Origin of the sequence: Enterobacter sp. MF024, assembly GCF_005843915.1 — a bacterium.
In the GTDB taxonomy this organism is placed as follows: domain Bacteria; phylum Pseudomonadota; class Gammaproteobacteria; order Enterobacterales; family Enterobacteriaceae; genus Enterobacter; species Enterobacter barmai.
In genome coordinates, this window is record NZ_VCBB01000017.1 from 1 (window position 1) to 19,069 (window position 19,069).

At 56.8% G+C, this 19,069-nt stretch carries 23 protein-coding genes; 9 read left to right on the plus strand and 14 right to left on the minus strand.

The features are described 5' to 3' along the window. Positions 1-79: 79 nt before the first annotated feature. The 4 genes from FFB58_RS19795 to FFB58_RS19810 are packed head-to-tail and all read right to left on the minus strand — an operon-like array spanning position 80 to position 3,449. Positions 80-382 (minus strand): PTS lactose/cellobiose transporter subunit IIA, encoded by a 303-nt coding sequence (locus FFB58_RS19795; RefSeq protein WP_072250852.1) that lies wholly within the window; start codon positions 380-382, stop codon positions 80-82. An 11-nt stretch (positions 383-393) separates the two neighbouring features. Beyond that, a complete protein-coding gene (locus FFB58_RS19800; RefSeq protein ID WP_039030208.1) occupies positions 394-1,779 on the minus strand; it encodes a glycoside hydrolase family 1 protein in 1,386 nt (461 codons plus the stop codon). Positions 1,780-1,796: 17 nt separating this feature from the next. Next, a complete protein-coding gene (locus tag FFB58_RS19805) occupies positions 1,797-3,122 on the minus strand; it encodes a PTS sugar transporter subunit IIC (RefSeq protein WP_039030207.1) in 1,326 nt (441 codons plus the stop codon). Between the two features lie 12 nt (positions 3,123-3,134). After that, on the minus strand, positions 3,135-3,449 hold the full coding sequence (locus tag FFB58_RS19810; protein ID WP_039030206.1) for a PTS sugar transporter subunit IIB: 315 nt from the start codon (positions 3,447-3,449) through the stop codon (positions 3,135-3,137). Positions 3,450-3,743: 294 nt separating this feature from the next. On the opposite strand from FFB58_RS19810, the gene FFB58_RS19815 reads away from it, so the two are divergent. Beyond that, positions 3,744-4,691: a LacI family DNA-binding transcriptional regulator gene (locus FFB58_RS19815; protein ID WP_039030205.1), complete on the plus strand. Its 948-nt coding sequence runs from the start codon at positions 3,744-3,746 to the stop codon at positions 4,689-4,691. Between the two features lie 36 nt (positions 4,692-4,727). Here the strand turns inward: FFB58_RS19815 and FFB58_RS19820 are convergent, their stop codons facing one another. Beyond that, positions 4,728-5,024, minus strand: coding sequence for a YicS family protein (locus FFB58_RS19820; protein WP_039030204.1), 297 nt, complete (start codon positions 5,022-5,024; stop codon positions 4,728-4,730). Positions 5,025-5,346: 322 nt separating this feature from the next. Here FFB58_RS19820 and FFB58_RS19825 point away from each other — a divergent pair, with 322 nt between their 5' ends. After that, the gene (locus FFB58_RS19825) at positions 5,347-5,766 is read left to right on the plus strand and encodes a GNAT family N-acetyltransferase (RefSeq protein WP_138370788.1); all 420 of its coding nucleotides are present in this window, start codon (positions 5,347-5,349) and stop codon (positions 5,764-5,766) included. On the opposite strand, the gene FFB58_RS19830 is transcribed toward FFB58_RS19825, so the two are convergent. After that, a complete protein-coding gene (locus tag FFB58_RS19830; protein WP_039030202.1) occupies positions 5,763-6,422 on the minus strand; it encodes a TetR/AcrR family transcriptional regulator in 660 nt (219 codons plus the stop codon). The genes FFB58_RS19825 and FFB58_RS19830 overlap by 4 nt on opposite strands. 78 nt (positions 6,423-6,500) lie before the next feature. Here FFB58_RS19830 and FFB58_RS19835 point away from each other — a divergent pair, with 78 nt between their 5' ends. From FFB58_RS19835 to nlpA, 3 genes are all read left to right on the plus strand, one after another. Then, positions 6,501-8,006 (plus strand): MDR family MFS transporter, encoded by a 1,506-nt coding sequence (locus FFB58_RS19835; RefSeq protein WP_138370789.1) that lies wholly within the window; start codon positions 6,501-6,503, stop codon positions 8,004-8,006. A 111-nt stretch (positions 8,007-8,117) separates the two neighbouring features. Beyond that, positions 8,118-8,384: an AbrB/MazE/SpoVT family DNA-binding domain-containing protein gene (locus FFB58_RS19840; protein ID WP_138370790.1), complete on the plus strand. Its 267-nt coding sequence runs from the start codon at positions 8,118-8,120 to the stop codon at positions 8,382-8,384. Positions 8,385-8,558: 174 nt separating this feature from the next. Further along, complete coding sequence (gene nlpA, locus FFB58_RS19845; RefSeq protein WP_039030200.1) at positions 8,559-9,362, plus strand: lipoprotein NlpA; 804 nt, start codon at positions 8,559-8,561, stop codon at positions 9,360-9,362. 14 nt (positions 9,363-9,376) lie between these two features. Here nlpA and FFB58_RS19850 read toward each other — a convergent pair whose 3' ends face one another. Both FFB58_RS19850 and FFB58_RS19855 read right to left on the minus strand, forming a co-directional pair. After that, a complete protein-coding gene (locus FFB58_RS19850; protein WP_138370791.1) occupies positions 9,377-9,652 on the minus strand; it encodes a type II toxin-antitoxin system RelE/ParE family toxin in 276 nt (91 codons plus the stop codon). A gap of 3 nt (positions 9,653-9,655) precedes the next feature. Then, positions 9,656-9,904, minus strand: coding sequence for a ribbon-helix-helix domain-containing protein (locus tag FFB58_RS19855; RefSeq protein ID WP_138370792.1), 249 nt, complete (start codon positions 9,902-9,904; stop codon positions 9,656-9,658). A gap of 181 nt (positions 9,905-10,085) precedes the next feature. Between FFB58_RS19855 and FFB58_RS19860 the strand changes: the two genes are divergently transcribed. Both FFB58_RS19860 and FFB58_RS19865 read left to right on the plus strand, forming a co-directional pair. Then, positions 10,086-10,865 carry an MBL fold metallo-hydrolase gene (locus tag FFB58_RS19860; RefSeq protein ID WP_138370793.1) on the plus strand — a complete coding sequence of 260 codons (780 nt, stop codon included), beginning with the start codon at positions 10,086-10,088 and terminating at the stop codon, positions 10,863-10,865. 25 nt (positions 10,866-10,890) lie between these two features. Further along, positions 10,891-11,844, plus strand: a complete 954-nt coding sequence (locus FFB58_RS19865) for a helix-turn-helix domain-containing protein (protein WP_138370794.1) — start codon at positions 10,891-10,893, stop codon at positions 11,842-11,844. A 28-nt stretch (positions 11,845-11,872) separates the two neighbouring features. Here FFB58_RS19865 and FFB58_RS19870 read toward each other — a convergent pair whose 3' ends face one another. From FFB58_RS19870 to FFB58_RS19885, 4 genes are all read right to left on the minus strand, one after another. Further along, complete coding sequence (locus FFB58_RS19870) at positions 11,873-12,961, minus strand: AAA family ATPase (protein ID WP_138370795.1); 1,089 nt, start codon at positions 12,959-12,961, stop codon at positions 11,873-11,875. Positions 12,962-13,105: 144 nt separating this feature from the next. Beyond that, a complete protein-coding gene (locus tag FFB58_RS19875) occupies positions 13,106-14,065 on the minus strand; it encodes a DUF523 and DUF1722 domain-containing protein (protein ID WP_138370796.1) in 960 nt (319 codons plus the stop codon). Between the two features lie 102 nt (positions 14,066-14,167). Continuing rightward, entirely contained in the window at positions 14,168-14,578 is a 411-nt protein-coding gene (gene uraH / locus FFB58_RS19880) for a hydroxyisourate hydrolase (protein ID WP_138370797.1), read from the minus strand. 99 nt (positions 14,579-14,677) lie between these two features. Continuing rightward, positions 14,678-15,403: a MerR family transcriptional regulator gene (locus FFB58_RS19885; RefSeq protein WP_138370798.1), complete on the minus strand. Its 726-nt coding sequence runs from the start codon at positions 15,401-15,403 to the stop codon at positions 14,678-14,680. Between the two features lie 117 nt (positions 15,404-15,520). Between FFB58_RS19885 and FFB58_RS19890 the strand changes: the two genes are divergently transcribed. Together FFB58_RS19890 and FFB58_RS19895 are read left to right on the plus strand one after the other, a co-directional pair. Beyond that, on the plus strand, positions 15,521-16,045 hold the full coding sequence (locus FFB58_RS19890) for a lipocalin family protein (protein ID WP_138370799.1): 525 nt from the start codon (positions 15,521-15,523) through the stop codon (positions 16,043-16,045). A 76-nt stretch (positions 16,046-16,121) separates the two neighbouring features. Beyond that, complete coding sequence (locus FFB58_RS19895) at positions 16,122-17,120, plus strand: class I SAM-dependent methyltransferase (RefSeq protein ID WP_138370800.1); 999 nt, start codon at positions 16,122-16,124, stop codon at positions 17,118-17,120. A 134-nt stretch (positions 17,121-17,254) separates the two neighbouring features. Here the strand turns inward: FFB58_RS19895 and FFB58_RS19900 are convergent, their stop codons facing one another. After that, a complete protein-coding gene (locus FFB58_RS19900; protein WP_138370801.1) occupies positions 17,255-18,556 on the minus strand; it encodes a TRAP transporter large permease subunit in 1,302 nt (433 codons plus the stop codon). Further along, entirely contained in the window at positions 18,556-19,059 is a 504-nt protein-coding gene (locus FFB58_RS19905) for a TRAP transporter small permease (protein ID WP_138370802.1), read from the minus strand. The genes FFB58_RS19900 and FFB58_RS19905 overlap by 1 nt, the downstream gene beginning before the upstream one ends. Positions 19,060-19,069 lie beyond the last annotated feature (10 nt).

Genomic DNA, 19,069 nt, shown 5'->3' on the forward strand with positions numbered 1-19,069 from the left:
ACAAGTTGATTTTTATTTTATGGGTACAGAGGCTTTACACTATTATCGTAAGACTATCTCCATTACTGATATTTAAATATTAGCGCTGATATAAATGAATAATCTCTTCGGATAATTCACGGGCCAGCAGCGAGTTCATTAAATGATCCTGGGCGTGCACCATAATTAAGGTCATCGGCTGACGGGCTTCGCCCGCGTCCTGCTCGATGAGTTTGGTCTGCATATGGTGCGCCTGGCGCGCGTAACCATCGGCTTCGCGCAGCAGGCTTTTCGCTTCGTCAAAGTTGCCCTGCCGCGCAGCATGCAGTGCTTCAAAGCACAGGCTGCGCGACTGACCAGCATTGACGATGATTTCCATTACGGCTTCTTCTAAGGCAATCATCATCTCTTACTCTATTTATCGAAACTATTATTCAGAGAGGTTTGGGCAAACCATTCTCCGCTCTTTTTAATGGTGCGCTGCTGCGTCTCTAAATCGAGCTGGACAAAACCATAGCGGTTTTTATACGCATTGCACCACGACCAGTTATCAATAAATGTCCACATATGGTAGCCAAGACAATTACTGCCTTCGCTAATACCTTTATGCAGCCATTTAAGATGTTCAGAAATAAAGTCGATACGATATTGGTCGTTAATCTGGCCGTTCTCAATAAAACGCTGCTCGTTTTCGACGCCCATTCCATTTTCAGAAATAAAACAGCGTGGGTTGCCGTAATTATCGCGCAGGTTAATGAGAATATCGTAAATACCCGGCTCGTAGATTTCCCAGCCGCGATACGGGTTCATCTTGCGTCCCGGCATCTCGTAGCTGTCGAAGAACCATTCCGGCATAAACGGCGCGTTCGGATTAATGGCCGTATCACGACACTTCACCCGACGCGGCTGGTAGTAGTTAATGCCCAGCAGGTCGATTTTACCGTCAGCAATCAGCGCGCTGTCTTCTGGCAAACAGGCTGGCAGCTGATCGTGCGCTTTCAGCATCGCCACCAGGTCCGCCGGGTATTCACCGCACAGCACCGGGTCGAGGAAGCTGCGGTTAAACAGCAGATCGCAATGGTGCGCGGCTTTCACGTCCGCTGGGTTCTGTGAACGCGGATAGGACGGGGTCAGGTTCAGCACGATGCCAATCTCACCGGGGTGATGCCCGGCGCGAAAGGCGCGAACCGCCTGCGCATGGGCCAGTACGGTGTGATAAGCCACCGTGGCCGCACGACGGAAATCGACCACGTTCGGGTAGTGGAAATCATACAGATACCCGCCCTCTACCGGCACAATCGGCTCGTTAAAGGTAAACCAGTGCATTACCCGATCGCCAAAAAGCTTAAAGCAGGTTTCTGCGTAACGACCATAAGCCGCCACCACATCCCGGTTTTCCCAGCCGCCAATCTCCTGCATCGCCATCGGCATGTCGAAGTGGAACAGGGTGATAAACGGCTTGATGCCCTGGGCGATCAGTTCGTCGATCACCTGGTTGTAGAAGGCCACCGCCTCCTGGTTCACTTCCCCGGTGCCGTCCGGGATCAGGCGCGCCCAGCTTATCGAGGTGCGAAAGCTATTGTGGTTCAGCTGCTTTAACAGCTGAATGTCGGCTTTCCAGTGCTGATAAAACGTGGACGTATTCTGCGGCCCCACCCCGTTGTGAAAGCGATTCGGCTCTGTGGCAAACCAGTGATCCCAGATGGATAATCCTTTACCACTGCTTTGGCTTTCCCCTTCGGTTTGAGTTGCAGAACAGGCGCTACCCCACCAGAAGTTCTCGGGAAATGCATATTTCATAAATCGTCCTCTTTGACTTAATTGCCGACGGTCTCTGCTGCACCTACGGTCGCCTGCGCTTTCTGCTCTTCGGTTTTCACCAGAGAACGCTCATAAGCACGCAGGAACGGTAAATACATCAGCGCCGACATCACCATACAAATGACGCACATCACCACCGGACTCAGGGCCCAGTTTGCCGCCCAGGAGGCACCAATCGGAGCCGGGGTCGTCCACGGCGTCAGCGACACAACCTGTGCCAGCCAGCCGAGTTTGGTGGCGGTATACGCCAGACAAGCGTTGATCATCGGAACGAACACGAACGGAATAAACAGCATCGGGTTCATGATGATCGGCGCACCGAACAGAATAGGCTCGTTGATGTTAAAGAAACTTGGCACCACGCCCATTTTACCAATGGTACGCAGGTGCGTTACGCGGCTACGCAGCAGCAGGAAGGCCAGCGGCAGGGTAGAGCCAACGCCGCCGATCAGCAGGTAGTGGTCCCAGAAGCCCTGCAGATAGACGTGCGGCAGTGCAGCGCCGGCAGCCAGCGCGGCCTGGTTGGCGGAGAGGTTAGCCATCCAGAACGGGTTCATGATGCCGGTGACAATCAGCGCGCCGTGGATGCCAGCGAACCAGAAGATCTGGCACAGCAGCACGGAGAGCAGGATAGCGGGCAGGGAATCCGAAGCGGAAACCAGCGGCTCCAGCAGGTGCATAATCGCCTGCGGGATAATCATCCCGGTCTGGGCTTCGATAAACAGGTTCAGCGGGTGCAGGGTACCGATAATGACCACGACCGGGATCAGGATCTCAAACGAACGCGCCACGCCGGTCGGCACTTCTTTCGGCAGACGGATGGTGACTTTGTGATCCTTCAGCCACGCGTAAACGCGGGTGGCATAGATAGAGGTGATTAGCGCGGTGAAGATCCCCTGGCCCGACAGATACTGGGTGGAGATTTTGCCGTCGGCATACGGGGCGGCCACCAGCAGGAACGCCATAAACGCCAGCAGGCCGGACATCACCGGATCGAGGTTAAACTGACGCCCGAGGCTCGCACCAATGCCCACGGAGATAAAGAAGGTCATCACGCCCATGCTGAGGTTAAACGGCAGCATCAGCTGTTCGCGGTAGGTCTCAGAAAAATCCAGCCAGCCGCGGGCAAAGCTGTTGGTGGTATCCGCGGAGAACGGCGGGAAGATGAACACCAGCATAAACGAGCCGATGATCATGAACGGCAGCGCGGCGGTAAAACCGTCGCGGATGGCAATCACGTACTTCTGCTGGCCCAGTTTGCCCGCCAGCGGCGCGATGGACTGCTCAATGACGGCAACCATAGATTGATATAACGAACTCATGAGAACACCTTCTTAGTGTGCCGCTTCAATGAGCGACAGAGCATAGTCCAGCACCTTATCACCACGTTGCATACCGTAGTCCATCATATCAATGGCTTGTACCGGCACACCTTGCGTAGCAGCCTTGTCTGAGAGCGTTTTTAACATGTATTTGACTTGCGGTCCGAGAAGCACGACCTGGTATTGCGGAAACTGCGTATCAAATTCTGCAACACCGTAAGCATCGATTTTGACAGGTAAACCGCGTTCGTCCGCGGCTTCGACCATTTTCCGTACCAGCAGACTGGTGGACATCCCGGCAGAACAGCACAGCATAATCTTGAACATCGACAACCATCCTCAAAATGTAAATAGTTATTGCGGAGATGATTGGATAACATATGGAAACCGGTTTCCATCCATATAAGACAGAAGTGTGACAGCCATCAAGATCCCTTGCTTATGGGGCCTGGTAATCGGATTTGGGTCACATATTTTGGCTGCTTTTGCATCAGTTAGAGTGGAAACGGAAAATCGGTTTCCATGGAAAACGGAAACAGATATACTCCTGAATGGCTATAATATGAGCCGAAGTGGGATCGGGAATTACAGGGGCCAGGAGAGACCTGTCAGGGGAAAAAGATGTCTACAATCAACGATGTATCACGTCTGGCCGGGGTGTCTAAAGCCACGGTATCACGGGTGTTGAGCGGGTCGCGCGGCGTGAAGGAAGCCAGCCGCCAGGCCGTACTGAAAGCAGTGGAAGAGCTGAACTATCGGCCAAACGTGATTGCCCAGTCGCTGCTCAGCCAGTCAACCGGCTGTATCGGGGTGATCTGCGCCCAGGACAACATTAACCAGACCACCGGTTATCTGTACGCGCTGGAAAAACATCTCAGCCAGCACCAGAAGCACCTGCTGCTTCGCTTCGCCAACTCTAAAGCCGACGTCATGAACGCGCTGGAAGAGCTCTCCTGCGGGTTATGCGATGACATTCTGATTATCGGTGCCCGTTTCCCGCTGCACATCGATCAGGAGAACGTCATCCTGGTGGACTGCATGGAAACCAACAACGTCAACAGCATCCAGTACGACCATGCTTTTGCCGCGGAAACCGCCTGTAACTTTCTCGCCAGCCAGGGGCGCCGTCAGATTGCCCTGATCCACCCGCACGGCAGCGGTTTTGCCGATCAGGTGCTGCTGGGCTACAAGCATGGGCTGGAGAAAAACTTCCTGCCGTTTAATCGCAACCTGGTCTTTATGGACGCCACCTCCTCCTCCGTGGCGCTGCAGGAGTTGCTCAACAACGCCAGTACGGTCAATTTCAACGCCTTACTGGTGGCCGACGAGCAGGAAGCACAGCGGGTGATCCCGCAGCTGCAGGCTTTCAACCGGTCCGTACCGGGGGACATCATGGTGTTCAGCCTTGCGGGATCGCTGCATCTGCCGGGCATTCCGACCATTCCGGCGATTGAGTATTCGATGGATGCCATGGCGGCACGGATCGTCAGCTGGCTGAATGAGAAGACCCAGATGCTCGGGTCGTATGTGCTGCGCGGGGATTTAATTATTCCGGATGTGCGGCGCTAAAAAACTAAGGGGGCTTAATGGCCCCTTTATGCGTAATCAGTAATCCTCCATGCAGTCCACCTGATTGACGGCATCCCAGTAACCTTCCTGGTTGTTCCGCTCCATCGCCACCACCGCGTTTTTGACCAGCATCTGATTCGCCTCAGAAGCCATAATCATCGCCTGCCACTCTTTATCGGTTTGCTTGCGTTGCGGGGAACAGGCTTTCTTCACATCCTTTAAAACCGCCTGTTTCATCTGCTCTAATTTTACCGGGTCGTTCATCTCCTGAGCATGAACGAAGGCGGCGAAAAGCAGGCAGACGATGAGGCAAAACAGGTGCGCTGACTTCATGGAAACCTCCGGAAAAAAACACACACGTTTATGAAATATATCGTTACATCCGCCTTTGCGACCCAAGCCGAAAGTATTAATTTTGCCAATAGTTGCGCAGGGGTACGACTAAGCGTAGCCGCAGAATTTGGGGTACAGGCAAGCCCGGAAGAAAAATTTGTGACGGCGGGGGACGGACAGCGCACAAAGGGTGATGCTGCTCGCAAAGGGGGTTTTGCGTTGATTGCACTTACATTTTTTTGCCAGCACAACGCCAGAATTTAGCGATTGTATCCTGGGCTCAGTGTGCGATAGTCGATGTGCAACGTAACGGGGGAATGATATGCAACTGAGTATTACCGACACCATTACTGAACATGAACAGGAAGAGTTACTGCAGGGACTGCGGATCTATAACAGCCAGTTTATTAGTTTCTCCCGCGTGGCGAGTGATATCGCCGTTTATGCCCGTGATGAGAACGGAAAAATGCGCGGGGGTCTGATCGGCAACCGCCAGGGCGAGTGGCTGAACATTAAATATCTGTGGGTTAGCGATGAAATACGCGGCAACGGGCTCGGGGGCCAGCTGATGCAGGTCGCCGAAGGCGAAGCGCGGAAACAGGGATGCCGGCATGCGCTGGTGGATACCTTCAGTTTCCAGGCGCGTCCGTTTTATGAAAAGCAGGGCTATCAGGTGACCATGACGCTGGAAGATTTTCCGTACGAGGGAATACAGCGCCATTACCTGTCGAAGGCGCTTTAAGCGCCAATACCGCTACCGATCACCGCCAGCGCATGACGCACGATCTGCTCAGGCGAGAGGGCGCGTAACCTCTCGTCATTGCGCATCCGCGAAAAGGGCACCAGCACCAGGCTCAACAGGGTGGTGAACAGCAGCTCCGGCGCCAGGTCGCGGTTCAGTTTGCCCTCCTGCTGCCAGCGGGCGACGGTTTCGAGCGTCGCCTGATATTTCTCATCGCCAAACCGGGCCTGCAGATGCGCACGCAGCACCGGCATTTCACCAATCACCTCCTGCATCCACAGCGGTGCGAACCAGTGGTGTTCCACGGCCAGTTCGGCCAGCTTTTCAACCATTAACGTCAGGGCAGTCACCGGATCGTCCGGATGGGCGCTGAAAAGCGTGGCGATGGCGCTGCGCAGCGGCAAAAAGCGCTCCTCGATCATTGCGTCGAGCAGTTGCTCCCGGGAGTTGAAGTAGTAGTGGAGCATCGCGGGCGTCACACCGGCCTCTCTGGCAATGGCGTTGAGTGACGTGCGGGCAATCCCCTGACGGGCAAAGAGATCCAGGGCGATATCCAGCAGCTGTTCCCGGCTGGTGGCGGTGGGTTTGCTCCCGCGCGGACGACCGGGGCGGCGGGCCTGTGGCGTGGGCTCAGAATTATCTTTATGTGCTGACATGCGCGGAGGATCCCTTGACCTGATTCATAACTTCATTAAATATTAATTATCCAATTAATTAATTTCAAGCGGTGTTTCATGGTGTCCGATTCGACAACGCAAACCAAAAACGCGCCCTCGGTGCGGCTGCTGTTCAGCGCGCTGCTGCTGGTGATGCTGCTCTCGGCCCTCGATCAGACCATCGTCTCCACGGCGCTGCCCACCATTGTGGGTGAGCTGGGCGGTCTGGATAAGCTCTCCTGGGTCGTCACGGCCTATATTCTGAGTTCCACGATTGTGGTGCCGCTGTACGGCAAGTTTGGCGATCTCTTTGGCCGCAAAATTGTTCTGCAGATCGCCATTGTCCTGTTTCTGGTGGGCTCAGCCCTGTGCGGGCTGGCGCAGAACATGACCCAGCTGGTGCTGATGCGCGCCCTGCAAGGGCTGGGCGGCGGCGGGCTGATGGTGATCAGCATGGCGGCGGTGGCCGACGTGATCCCCCCTGCGGAGCGCGGTCGTTATCAGGGTTTATTCGGCGGGGTCTTTGGTCTCGCGACGGTGATCGGCCCGCTGGTGGGCGGCTTTCTGGTGCAGCATGCCTCCTGGCGCTGGATCTTCTACATCAACCTGCCGCTGGGGCTGTTTGCCCTGCTGGTGATCGGCGCGGTATTCCACGGCAGCGCGAAGCGCAACAAGCATGAGATCGACTATCTGGGGGCGATTTACCTCAGCATGGCGCTGCTGTGCATCATCCTGTTTACCAGCGAAGGGGGGACGGTTCGCGAGTGGAGCGACCCGCAGCTGTGGTGCATCCTGGCCTTTGGCCTGACGGGGATCGCCGGGTTTATCTATGAGGAGCGGCTGGCGTGGGAGCCGATTATTCCGCTGTCGCTCTTCCGGGATCGCAGCTTCCTGCTCTGCAGCCTGATTGGCTTTATCATCGGTATGTCGCTGTTTGGCTCGGTGACCTTCCTCCCGCTCTATCTGCAGATTGTCAAAGAGGCCACTCCGACCGAGGCCGGTTTACAGCTGATTCCACTGATGGGCGGGCTGCTGCTGACCTCGATTATCAGCGGGCGCATTATCAGCCGCACCGGGAAATACCGCCTGTTCCCGATCCTCGGGACCCTGCTGGGTGTGGTGGGCATGGCCTTGCTTACGCGGATCACCATTGCGTCGCCTGTCTGGCAGCTGTACCTGTTTACCGGCGTACTGGGGGCGGGGCTGGGCCTGGTGATGCAGGTGCTGGTGCTGGCGGTGCAGAACAGCGTGTCTGCGGATCAGTACGGGGTGGCGACGTCCGGCGTGACCCTGTTCCGCTCCATCGGCGGGGCAATTGGCGTGGCGCTGTTTGGCGCGGTCTTCACCCACGTGTTGCAGTCGGGCCTGATGGCGCGCATTCCCGAGGGCACCGAGTTGCCGCGGGAGATGAACCCGACTGCCATCCATCACCTGCCGGATGCTCTGCGCCTGGACTATCTGGACGCCTTTGGCTCCGCCATTCATGCGGTGTTCCTGATGGCTGCCGGGATTATGGTGCTGGCTTTTGTGCTGTCGTGGTTTTTGCGCGAGGCACCGCTGCGCAAGGGAGAAGCAAGACGTTAGCGATTCGGCTATTTGTTGCGAGTCGCTTTCCGAATTTGAACGCTGCGGCTTGTCTTCCTTCCCTGTGCTGGCGCATGCTTTGGCCTGGTCAATAAAGCAGCAGAGGTGGCAATGGAACGCAAAGCAAAAGTGATCAAAAAGGGACGCAATCAGGCGGTGCTCCTGCCTGATGAATTCGCCTTTGAGACGGAGAGTGTGTACATCCGGCGGGATGAAGAGGGGAATGTTGTTTTGGCTGCAGAACCTGCTCAGGAAAAAAGCTGGGATGAGTTTTTCAGGTTGTTGGAAAACCTAACCGTACCCGATTCATTTTTGAGTCCAGAGGAGAGAAATCAGAGCATTACAAAGAGGGACCCTCTGGATGGAGCTCAGGTATGAGGCCTGACGTACCACGCCCGGTGGCGCTACGCTTACCGGGCCTACAAACCCAGGCACGCAGTCATCCGGAAAATCTGCATATAACTTATCCTTCTTATTGATTCCTTTTCGTTTTTTAACCTGCCGCTGGGTTGCCGATATAGTCGATAAAACATTTATCAAAAGGACTGACTGGTGAAACTTCGATTGGGTGCGCTTCTTCTCGCTGGCCTGCTGCTGGCGGGCTGTGACCAAAGCAGCAGCGATGCTAAACACATTAAAGTCGGCGTGATTAACGGCGCCGAGCAGGACGTGGCGGAAGTCGCCAAAAAAGTGGCGAAAGAGAAGTTCGGCCTCGACGTCGAGCTGGTGGGCTTTAGCGGCTCGCTGCTGCCAAACGACGCGACCAACCACGGCGAGCTGGATGCCAACGTGTTCCAGCATCGCCCGTTCCTGGCGGAAGACAACAAAGCGCACGGTTATAAGCTGGTGGCCGTCGGTAATACCTTTGTCTTCCCGATGGCGGGCTATTCCCGCAAGATAAAATCGGTGTCTGAGCTCAAAGATGGCGCAACCATCGCCATCCCCAACGACCCCACCAACCTGGGCCGGGCGCTGTTGCTGCTGCAAAACGAAAAGCTGATCGCCCTGAAGCCGGACGTAGGTCTGCTGCCGACGGCGCTGGACATCACCGCTAACCCAAAAAATCTCAAAATCATGGAGCTGGAAGGGGCGCAACTGCCGCGCGTGCTGGACGATCCGAAAGTGGATGTGGCGATTATCAGCACCACCTATCTCCAGCAAACCGGGCTGTCGCCGGTGCATGACAGCGTCTTTATCGAAGATAAAAATTCGCCCTACGTGAACATCGTGGTGACGCGGGAAGACAATAAAGATGCGGAAAACGTGAAGGAGTTTATCCAGTCGTATCAGTCACCTGAGGTGGCGAAGGCGGCAGAGACTATCTTTAACGGCGGCGCTGTGCCGGGCTGGGAATAAAATAATGCAGGGCGCTAGCGATCTTCCCGACGATGCCAGAGGTCGAGAATATAGAGCGCAGTGCCCTGTATTTCATAATGCACTTCATATTCATCAAAAAGCATTTTTCTGACTTCACGCGGCGCATAGCGGGGTTGATAAACACCCATAGCAGGGCACTCTCCGAGGTTCGTTGTTCCTTCCATAAGCCTGTCGAGTACGTTATTGGCGTGTTGACGACTGTACTGAAGTGCAAACTGGTAAATCCTTTCAAGATCGTCCTGAGCTTTCCGTGTCCAGAATATTTCCATGAATTACTCTTTTTTCAGGCGTGCCGCAAAATCCAGAATTTCTGAGTGGCTGACTACCCGCCCGGCATCGACATCGGCCATTCCGGACAGAATATCGTTATGGCGGCGTTCCCGTTCAGCGAGCATAAACGTCAGCGCCTCTTTGATGATCCAGCTTTTTGAGCGATCCAGCTCCTGAGCCAGCTTTTCGATAGCCAGCGCCAGTTCTACAGGGATTTGGGCGCTGATGGTCTGTTTAGCATGCGAAGGCATGATGACCTCACTTAATAACAGTTAATAACTTTTATTAATTTAGCATAGCTTTGGCGGGAATCGCAGCATGAACATAGTTCAGTAGCGTTTGGCCCAATCCCATCGCTTAATGCCCTTTAGCCCACATCCTGCAGTTCGCCCTCCGGCTATTCTTTTTGCATCACAGACCGGAGAACAGCCCATGAACATCACCCACATTCGTAACGCGACACAGCTCATTACCTACGCCGGAAAGCGTTTTCTGGTTGACCCGATGCTGGCACCCAAAGACGCATACCATGGTTTCCCCGGCACCGCGCGGGAGGAAATTCGCAACCCGATGGTAGAGCTGCCCTGCGCGGTTGAGACCCTGCTGGATGTCGATGCCGTTATCGTGACCCATACCCACCCCGATCACTGGGATCAGTATGCGATTGAGCAGATCGCCAAAGACAAGCCGATCTTCGTGCAGAACGAGGAGGACGCGCAGCTGCTGCGCAGCCAGGGTTTTACCAAACTGACGGTGCTGACGGACAACAGCCGGCTTGGCGACATCCAGCTCAGTAAAACCGACGGCGGTCAGCACGGTACCGATCGCGCCTATGCGGTGCCGGAGCTGGCGGAGCGGCTGGGCGAAGCCTGCGGTGTGGTGTTTCGTCACCCTGACGAAAAGACGCTCTGCATTGCCGGGGATACCATCTGGCGCGAGGCGGTGGCGATCGATCTGCAAAAGCATCAGCCGGATGTGGTGGTAATCAATGCCGGTTATGCCCATGTCATCGGTTTTGGGCCGATCATTATGGGCCAGGAGGATGTGCTCAACCTCCACTTCCTGTTACCGCAGGCGAAAATTGTGGCGGTCCACATGGAGGCCATCAACCACTGCCTGCTGACCCGCAGCGCGTTGCGCCAGTACGCAGAGGACAACCAGGTCAGCGAGGTGCTGACCATTCCCCAGGACGGCGAAACCGTTATATTCTGAGGTTTTCAGGGGAAAGGAGAGAGCAATGCCGCTTACAAAGGTCGCGATTGTCGCCGTGGACGGCTTTAGCCCGTTCCACTACTCCGTCCCCTGCATTCTGTTTGGTGATTCGGTTTCGGGTGAAAAGCGCTTTAATGTCACGATCTGCGCCGAAAAACCGGGATTACTGACCTCGCCAGACGGCTTCGCACTCAACGCCACGCAGGATTATTCTGCGATTGGGCAGGCGGATATCGTGGTGGTGCCTTACTGGCAACACGTGCTGGAGCGTCCGCCGCAGGCGCTGCTCGACAGCCTGGTGCAGGCAAGGGACAACGGGGCGGAGATTGTCGGGCTCTGTCTGGGGTCGTTTGTTCTCGGATACGCAGGCATTCTCGACGGTAAACGCGCGGCTACACACTGGGAGTTCGAGCGCCAGTTTCAGACGCTTTTCCCGGACGTGCAGCTCGATATCAACGCCCTTTACGTCGACGACGACCGTATCATTACCTCTGCCGGCACCGCCGCCGCGCTGGACTGCTGCCTGTATATCATCCGTCAGCGCTTTGGCGGCTCGGTGGCAAACCAGATCGCCCGGCGGATGATCGTGCCGCCGCACCGCGAGGGCGGGCAGGCGCAGTTTATTGCCCAGCCGGTGCCGGAAACGACCCGGGATGTGCGGATTAACAACCTGATCGACTATCTCCAGCGTAATATCAGCCAGCCGCTCAGTCTGGATGTCCTGGCAGACAGCGTGGCAATGAGCCGCCGCACGCTGACCCGCCATTTTATGAAAGCCACCGGAATGAGCGTCATCGAGTGGATCACCGCCGAACGCCTGCGGCGTAGCCAGCTGCTGCTGGAAAGCAGCAATCTGCCGATGGAAGCAGTGGCAGAGCAGGTGGGATATCTTTCAGCAGTGACCTGGCGTCAGCAGTTTAAGGCCCGCTTTGGCGTCAGCCCGGCGGAGTGGCGCAAAACCTTTCGTATGCGATCGTAGGCCGGGTAAGCGTAGCGCCACCCGGCATTTACCCCAGCCGCGCCATCTTCGTCTCTCCCTCCACCATCGAGAGCTGATAGAGCGAAAACGACCGGTGCTTCTCGATCAGGTTCGCCAGCTCCGGCGAGTGGCTGGTAAGCCAGATCTGCGAATAGCGGCTGGCCTCGGCAATCAGGCTCGCCAGGGCAGGCAGCATCTGCGGGTGCAGGCTGTTTTCCGGTTCGTTGAGGGCGATAAAGGCGGGCGGACGCGGGCTGAGCAGCGCCACCGCCAGGCACAGAAAACGCAGCGTGCCGTCGGAAAACTCCGCAGGCTCCAGCGGTCGGCTTAAGCCTTCGCGCTGCATCATCATGCGAAAGCGCCCCCCGGTGTTGTCGCTGTAAAACACGCAGCCCGGGAATGCCTGATCGAGAATGCGCATCAGCAGCAGCTCGTCGCCAATCTCGACGATGGTCTGAAACGCGGCCGCCAGGTTTGCGCCGTCGCTTGCCAGTACCGGCGAGCGGAACCCCACCTGCGGGGCGCGCATGGCTGAACCGGACGCGACGGAAAACTCATGATAAAAGCGCCAGTTACGCAGGGACTCGCGCATCTGCGACACCTCCGGGTAGAGGTGCGGCTCCCCGAGCTGCCCGAACACCGATTCGTTTTCATAGAGGGTGCCGCTGTGGGTCACCTTCTCGTGGTGAACGTTATTCAAAAACACCGTCTGGTTTTTACGCTGCATCAGGCGCGCAGAGGGGCGGCGCTGATGGCCGCTCAGCCAGATGGACTCCTCTTTGATTACCGGATCGAGCTGAAACTGCGAGGGATAGGGCAGCTTCTCAACAAAGCCCACCTGCAGTTCGTATTCCCAGGTCTCGGTTTCCACCGCCAGGCTCATGCGCCGCAGCTGGTCGCTGCGGGTTTTGCCCGCCCAGAACACCTTCAGAATGCCGCCTTCGTTCGCCAGCGCCTGGGAAAACTGCCCCTGCGCCGCGCTGTGCACCAGATGGATCGCCTTATAGATGTTGGATTTTCCGGTGCCGTTCGGGCCGAAAACGATGTTGAGCTGCTCCAGACCCAGCGACATGTCGCGGATCGAGCGATAGTTTTGAATGTGCAGGGTGTTGATCATCAGCGTACCCCTTTGCGGTCTTAAACTGTATAAAGTTACAGTATTTTAAGTAAACTGCAAAAAAAAAGACGACAGTGAGGGTGTCGTCTAAAAGGGGTATTGTTCGGGCCTCTGTGGGTCAACGGGGCCTTCGCATTTTTATCTTCATGTCACGGCCAGACGCAGACCCAAATCATCAGGATAGGGATCAAAGTAGTTTTGCGTCATCAGATAGCGGTCGGGGTATTCCGCCAGGTAGTGCTTCAGCAGCGTGAGTGGGGCGAGAATGGGCAGCAGCCCGTCGCGATAGTGCAGGATCACGTCCCGGAGTTCGCCGCGCTGACGGCTGTTTAGCTGGTTACGGAAATAGCCCTGAATATGCATCAGCACGTTGGTGTGATTTTTCCGCGAGGCGGGCTGCTTCAGGATCGCCATCAGCTTTTCGCGGTACGCCTCGAAGAACGCGTCCAGGTCTTCCCACTCGTGCAGCGAGGCGACAAACGGGCCAATCTCACGATAGCCTGCCTGATGGTGGGCCAGCAGCTGGAGTTTGTAACGGCTGTGGAAATCCAGCAGCGCGCGGCGCGTCAGTCCCTGGGCGCGCAGGGTGTTCAGTTCGTGAAGGGCGAAGACGCGCTCCACGAAGTTCTCCCGCAGCACCGGATCGTGCAGGCGTCCATCTTCCTCCACGGGGAGCCACGGCCAGGTTTCAAGAAGGGCGGCGGTGAACAGCCCGACACCCTCCTTGCGGCCCCGGTTGCCGTTTTCATCATACAGCCGCACGCGCTCCATGCCGCAGCTTGGGGATTTGGCACAAACGATAAATCCGGCCAGATCGCCGACCTTAGGCAGATAACCCGCCGCAAAGTCGGCCATCTTTTGCGTAACGTCTTCATGAGGTGCTTTGCTGAACCGCATCTGCGTCTCACCGCTGTCGGTCAGCGTCAGGCGCAGCGCCGGGCGCGGCGTTGGCAGGCCAATGGCCATTTCCGGACAGACGGGCCTGAAGGTGACCCACTGGGCCAGCTCGTCCATGACAAAGCCCATACGCTTATGCCCGCCGTCGAAGCGAACGGCGGAACCGGTCAAACATCCGCTAATACCCAGCACAGGTTTCGTTGTCATGGTGTGTACCTCCAGAGCCGATATCTAAAAGTTACACAAATTGACTATTTTGTCCAAGTATTGGCAGAGTTATTTTTTATTACCGATAAATATCAATGGCTTTTAACTGCCCTTATAGGTGGAATAACCGTACTGGCTGAGCAGCAGCGGAATGTGCAGCTTTTCGTTGGTGCGGGTCACGGTAAACAGCACCGGGATCTCCGGGAAGAACGAGGTCAGCTTGTTCGCCTGGAAGTAGTCGGCGGTTTTAAAGGTCACTTTATAGACGCCAGGCTGCATATCCTGATCTTCGGGATAGAGCGACTTGATGCGGCCGTCCTGGTCGGTTTTACCGCTGGCGACGGTGGTCCATTTGTCCTGCTGCTGTTTTTCCAGCGTGACGCTGACGCCCGGCGGCGGCGTGCCGGTTTGCTGGTCAAGAATATGGACGCTCAGCGTGCCGACAGGGGCACTAAAGGCGACAGGGGCGAAGGCCAGAGAGGCAAGGATCAGCAGAGGGGCAGTCTTTTTCATTGGGTTTTCCTGTGGAGTGGTAAGTCACAGGAAAACGTTAGCATCTGCCGCGCAGGAAAATATTCAACTTTTCGTGAAGATTCCCACAGGAGAAAATCGTCAGAGGATAATCACCTCAAGGGAAACCTGCTGCTGCCACTGCTCAACCTGCTTTTTGCGCGCGGCGTTGAGTTTACCGCTGGTGACCAGCAGCCACTGGCGGTCCGGGAAAATCTCCGGGGCCAGCGCGGCAGGGGGAATGGGCAGGATGTTGATCCGATGGCCCTGACCGGTACGGCTTAAGGCCTCGAGCCAGATTTCGCACGGGTCGTTCAGGTGCCAGCCGCTGAGCAGAAGGTTATCGCCCGGCGCTTTCTTATCGCCCTCAAGACAAAACGAGGTGTAGGCGATGATGATGCCGTCGAGGATCTCGCGCAGGGTCATGGCGGCGGCAACGTTGGCCGAGACCTGGCTGCGCAGGGGGCGTAACACCTTCGCCACCAGTTCCGGCCGCGGATATTCGCGACCGGCGTCGTAAATCATCTGGCGCAGGGATTCGATTTTCCCTTCCTGCAGACGTTGCAGCATGCTCATTTGCAGCGATAGCCAGTTGTTGGTGCGGTTCGGGGAAGGGCGCTCCAGCAGCGGCTTCACCTGACCAATGGGGACGCCTTTTTTCACCCAGTCGAGGATCTTCAGCGCCTGCTGGACGTCCTCTTCGCTGTACTGGCGATGGCCGCCCTCGGTGCGCTGCGGCTTAAGTAAACCGTAGCGGCGCTGCCACGCGCGAAGGGTGGTGGCGGTGATGCCGCTGAGTCTGGCGAATTCGCCGATGGAGTAGGCCATGTCTGCATCCGAAGGGAAGGAATAATCTCAATATACTACGAATATTTGCCTGCGGGATGAAGCACCAGACCGGTGCACTACACTTTACTTCCAGACGCGCAAATGAAAGGAGTTCTCATGAAACTATGGCCTGTTGTGACCGGTGTCGCCATTGCGTTGACCCTGGTTGCCTGCAAATCCCCAACGCCGCCGAAAGGCGTGCAGCCGATCACCAATTTTGACGCCAGCCGCTATCTCGGCAAATGGTATGAAATCGCCCGTCTCGAAAACCGCTTCGAGCGTGGGATGGAGCAGGTGACCGCCACCTACGGCAAGCGCAGCGACGGCGGGATCAGCGTGCTCAACCGGGGATACGATCCGGTGAAGCGCAAATGGAATGAGAGCGAGGGGAAAGCCTATTACACCGGTGCGCCAACGACCGCCGCGCTGAAGGTCTCGTTCTTCGGCCCGTTCTACGGCGGATATAACGTGATCAAGCTGGACGATGACTACCAGTACGCGCTGGTCAGCGGCCCGAACCGCGACTACCTGTGGATCCTGTCGCGCACGCCAACCATTCCGGACGCAGTGAAACAGGATTACCTGAACACCGCGCGCAGCCTGGGCTTCCGGGTCGATCAGCTGGTATGGGTGAAGCACTAAAGATCGTGCTTTCTTCCTGGGGCGGTGAGCGAACAGGGAAGTAGACTTCCGTCATGGGCAAACGGGAGATGAACTTATGCACTGGCAACCCTTTCGCGGCACCGCGCCGTCTACCATGACCATCCACAGCGCGTCGTTTCCTGATATCAGCGATAACTGGCCGATGAAAGACGAGGTGACGCGCGAACTCAACGCCTTCGACCGGGCGTTAAAAGCGGACCCGCAGCTGATGCCGCCCATCGTGGAAAAGGATGCCCGCGGAGAGAAAACCCTCAAATGCCAGCACCGCTGGTCTGAACAGGCTTATACCAATCGCCCCGCCGTTGTGGCCTGGCGCACCCGGCTGGTGCCCACGGCGCTGGCTCTGTACGCTATCCAGAACCCGCTGGACGAACACCTTCCCGACGGCACCCGTATGGACAGCAACAGCCGCCAGTGGTTTATTCACGCCAATGACGCTATTGGTATCCGCTCCCGCGCGAAAGTGATGGCCGTGCTGGCGGAACAGTACCTGCGTAACGATATCGACAACATCTGGGTCAGCCTCGCCAGCGGTGCGGCCGTTCCGGTGCTGGAGGCGCTGCGCGGCGCGCATCTCGACGGGCAAAAGGTGCATCTAACCCTGGTGGACTACGATCCCGTCTCCCTGAAATGGGCGGAGAAAATGACCGCCGCCGAGGGGCTGAGCGTCGGAGAGCAGGTCACGATATTGCAGCGCGATCTGAAAGATTGCCTGATCCACAGCGACAAACTGGTGCAGGAATTGGGCGAAGGCCACGTCGAGCTGGTGGATGCGCTGGGGATCTTCGAATATTTCAACGACACCGAGGCGGTGACCTTCCTGAAACACGTCCTGCGGCTGGTGAAACCCGGCGGGGCGATCATCGTCTCGAACATGCTGACCAGCAGCCCGCAGATCGATTTTGCCCTGCGCTGTATCGGCTGGACGCCAATATTTCCCCGTACTCTGCAACAGCTCCAGGATATCCACCTGGCGGCGGGCATTCCGGCGGAAAACGTCACGGTGATCGTGCCGAAGGATGGGGTGTATGCGGTGATGGAGGTGCGGGTTTAGCTTCCCTCTCCCGTTGGGGAGAGGTGTAGAGGTAGAGGCGCTAATTCCCGCCCAACGCCGGGTGGCGGCTTCGCCTTACCCGGCCTACAAAAACCAAAACCGTAGGCCGGGTAAGCATCGTGCCAGCGCGAACGTTACATCAGCCCCAGCGTCCGGGGAATAAACAGGGAAATCTGCGGGATGTAGGTGATCAGCATCAGCGCGATCAGCAGTGCGGCATAGAACGGCAGCAGCGGCTTGATCAGGTGCTGGATTTTCACCCCTGAAATCGAACAGCCGACGAACAGGGCGCTGCCCACCGGCGGCGTCAGCAGGCCGATACACAGGTTCGCCACCATCATGATGCCGAAGTGGACCGGGTCCATCCCCAGCTCCTGAGCAATAGGCAGGAAAATCGGCGTGAAGATCAGCACCGCAGGCGTCATATCCATGAAGATGCCGACAATTAACAGCACGATGTTGATCAGCAGCAGGATGATCAGTGGGTTATCCGAAATCCCCATCAGCGTGTCGCTGATCATGTACGGGATATCGGCATTGGTCATCGCCCATGACATACCTACCGAAAAACCAATCAGCAACAACACGATGGACGTGGTGACCACCGATTCCAGAATCAGCTTCGGCAGCTGATGCCACTTCACCTCACGGTAGATCAACACCGACAGGATGAAGGTATACACCACTGCAATCGCCGAGGCTTCCGTGGCGGTAAACACGCCGCCCAGAATGCCGCCCATCACGATGACCACCAGCAGCAGGCTTGGCAGGGCGTCGAGAAGCGCTTTCGCAGCCTGGGCGCAGGTCGGGCGTTCGGAGAGGGGGTAATTGCGTCGTTTGGCGATGATGGCGCAGACCACCATGATGGCCAGCCCCATCAGAATGCCTGGCAGATAGCCCGCCATAAACAGCGATGCGACCGATACGCCACCCGCCGTCAGCGAGAAGACAATCAGCACGTTTGACGGTGGGATCAGCAGCCCGGTAATACAGGAAGAGACGTTCACCGCCGTTGAGAATGCCGGATCGTAGCCCTGCTTTGTCTGGATTGGGTTGAGCGTCCCGCCCACTGCCGCCGCGGCGGCAACGGCTGAACCTGAGATTGAGCCGAACATCATATTCGCCAGCACGTTTACGTGGCCCAGCGAACCCGGCACGCGGCCGACCATCACCTGCGCCAGGTTAATCAGCCGTATCGCTATTCCCCCACTGTTCATCAGCGTCCCGGCGAAAATAAAGAACGGGATCGCCAGCAGGGCGAAGTTATCCAGCCCGTTTGCCAGACGCTGGGAGACGGTGATCACCGCGATGTCCCACGGGAACATCAATAGCATCGAGGCGAAGGTGGCAATGCCGATAGAAAACGAAATAGGCAAGCCGATAAACACCAGCACAAAGAAAGTGCCGAACAGTGTTAATGCGATCGTTCCATCCATCAGTGAACTCCTTCCTGCGGCCGGGACAGGCCGCGAATGCCGGTAGCGATAAAGTACAGGGCGTAGAACATCATTACCGCGCCGCACAGGGGCAGGATGACGTAGACGTAACCCATCGGGATTTGCATGGCGGCGGAGACCTGGGATGTCGCCAGGGTTTTATCAATTAGCTTCAGGCCGCCGGTAACGATAACCAATCCTGAGAAGAGGAAAATCAGCACGTTAATGACAATATTCAGAAGCGCCTGCTTTGGGCCTTTCAGCATCATGGCGAACAGATCGATAGAGAGATGCCGCTGCGCCCCGACGGTATACGCCGCGCCCAGTAGCCCTACCCAAATCATCAGGTAGCGGGCCAGTTCATCGGTCATCGTGCTTGGCTGGTTCAGCACATAGCGGCTGAACACCTGCCACACCACGCAGACCACCAGCGCGATCATCACTGCGACGGAAAAGGCCGCAATAGTGCGATCAACCAGCGTTTTTATGCGGTCAATTATCATCGGTTATTCC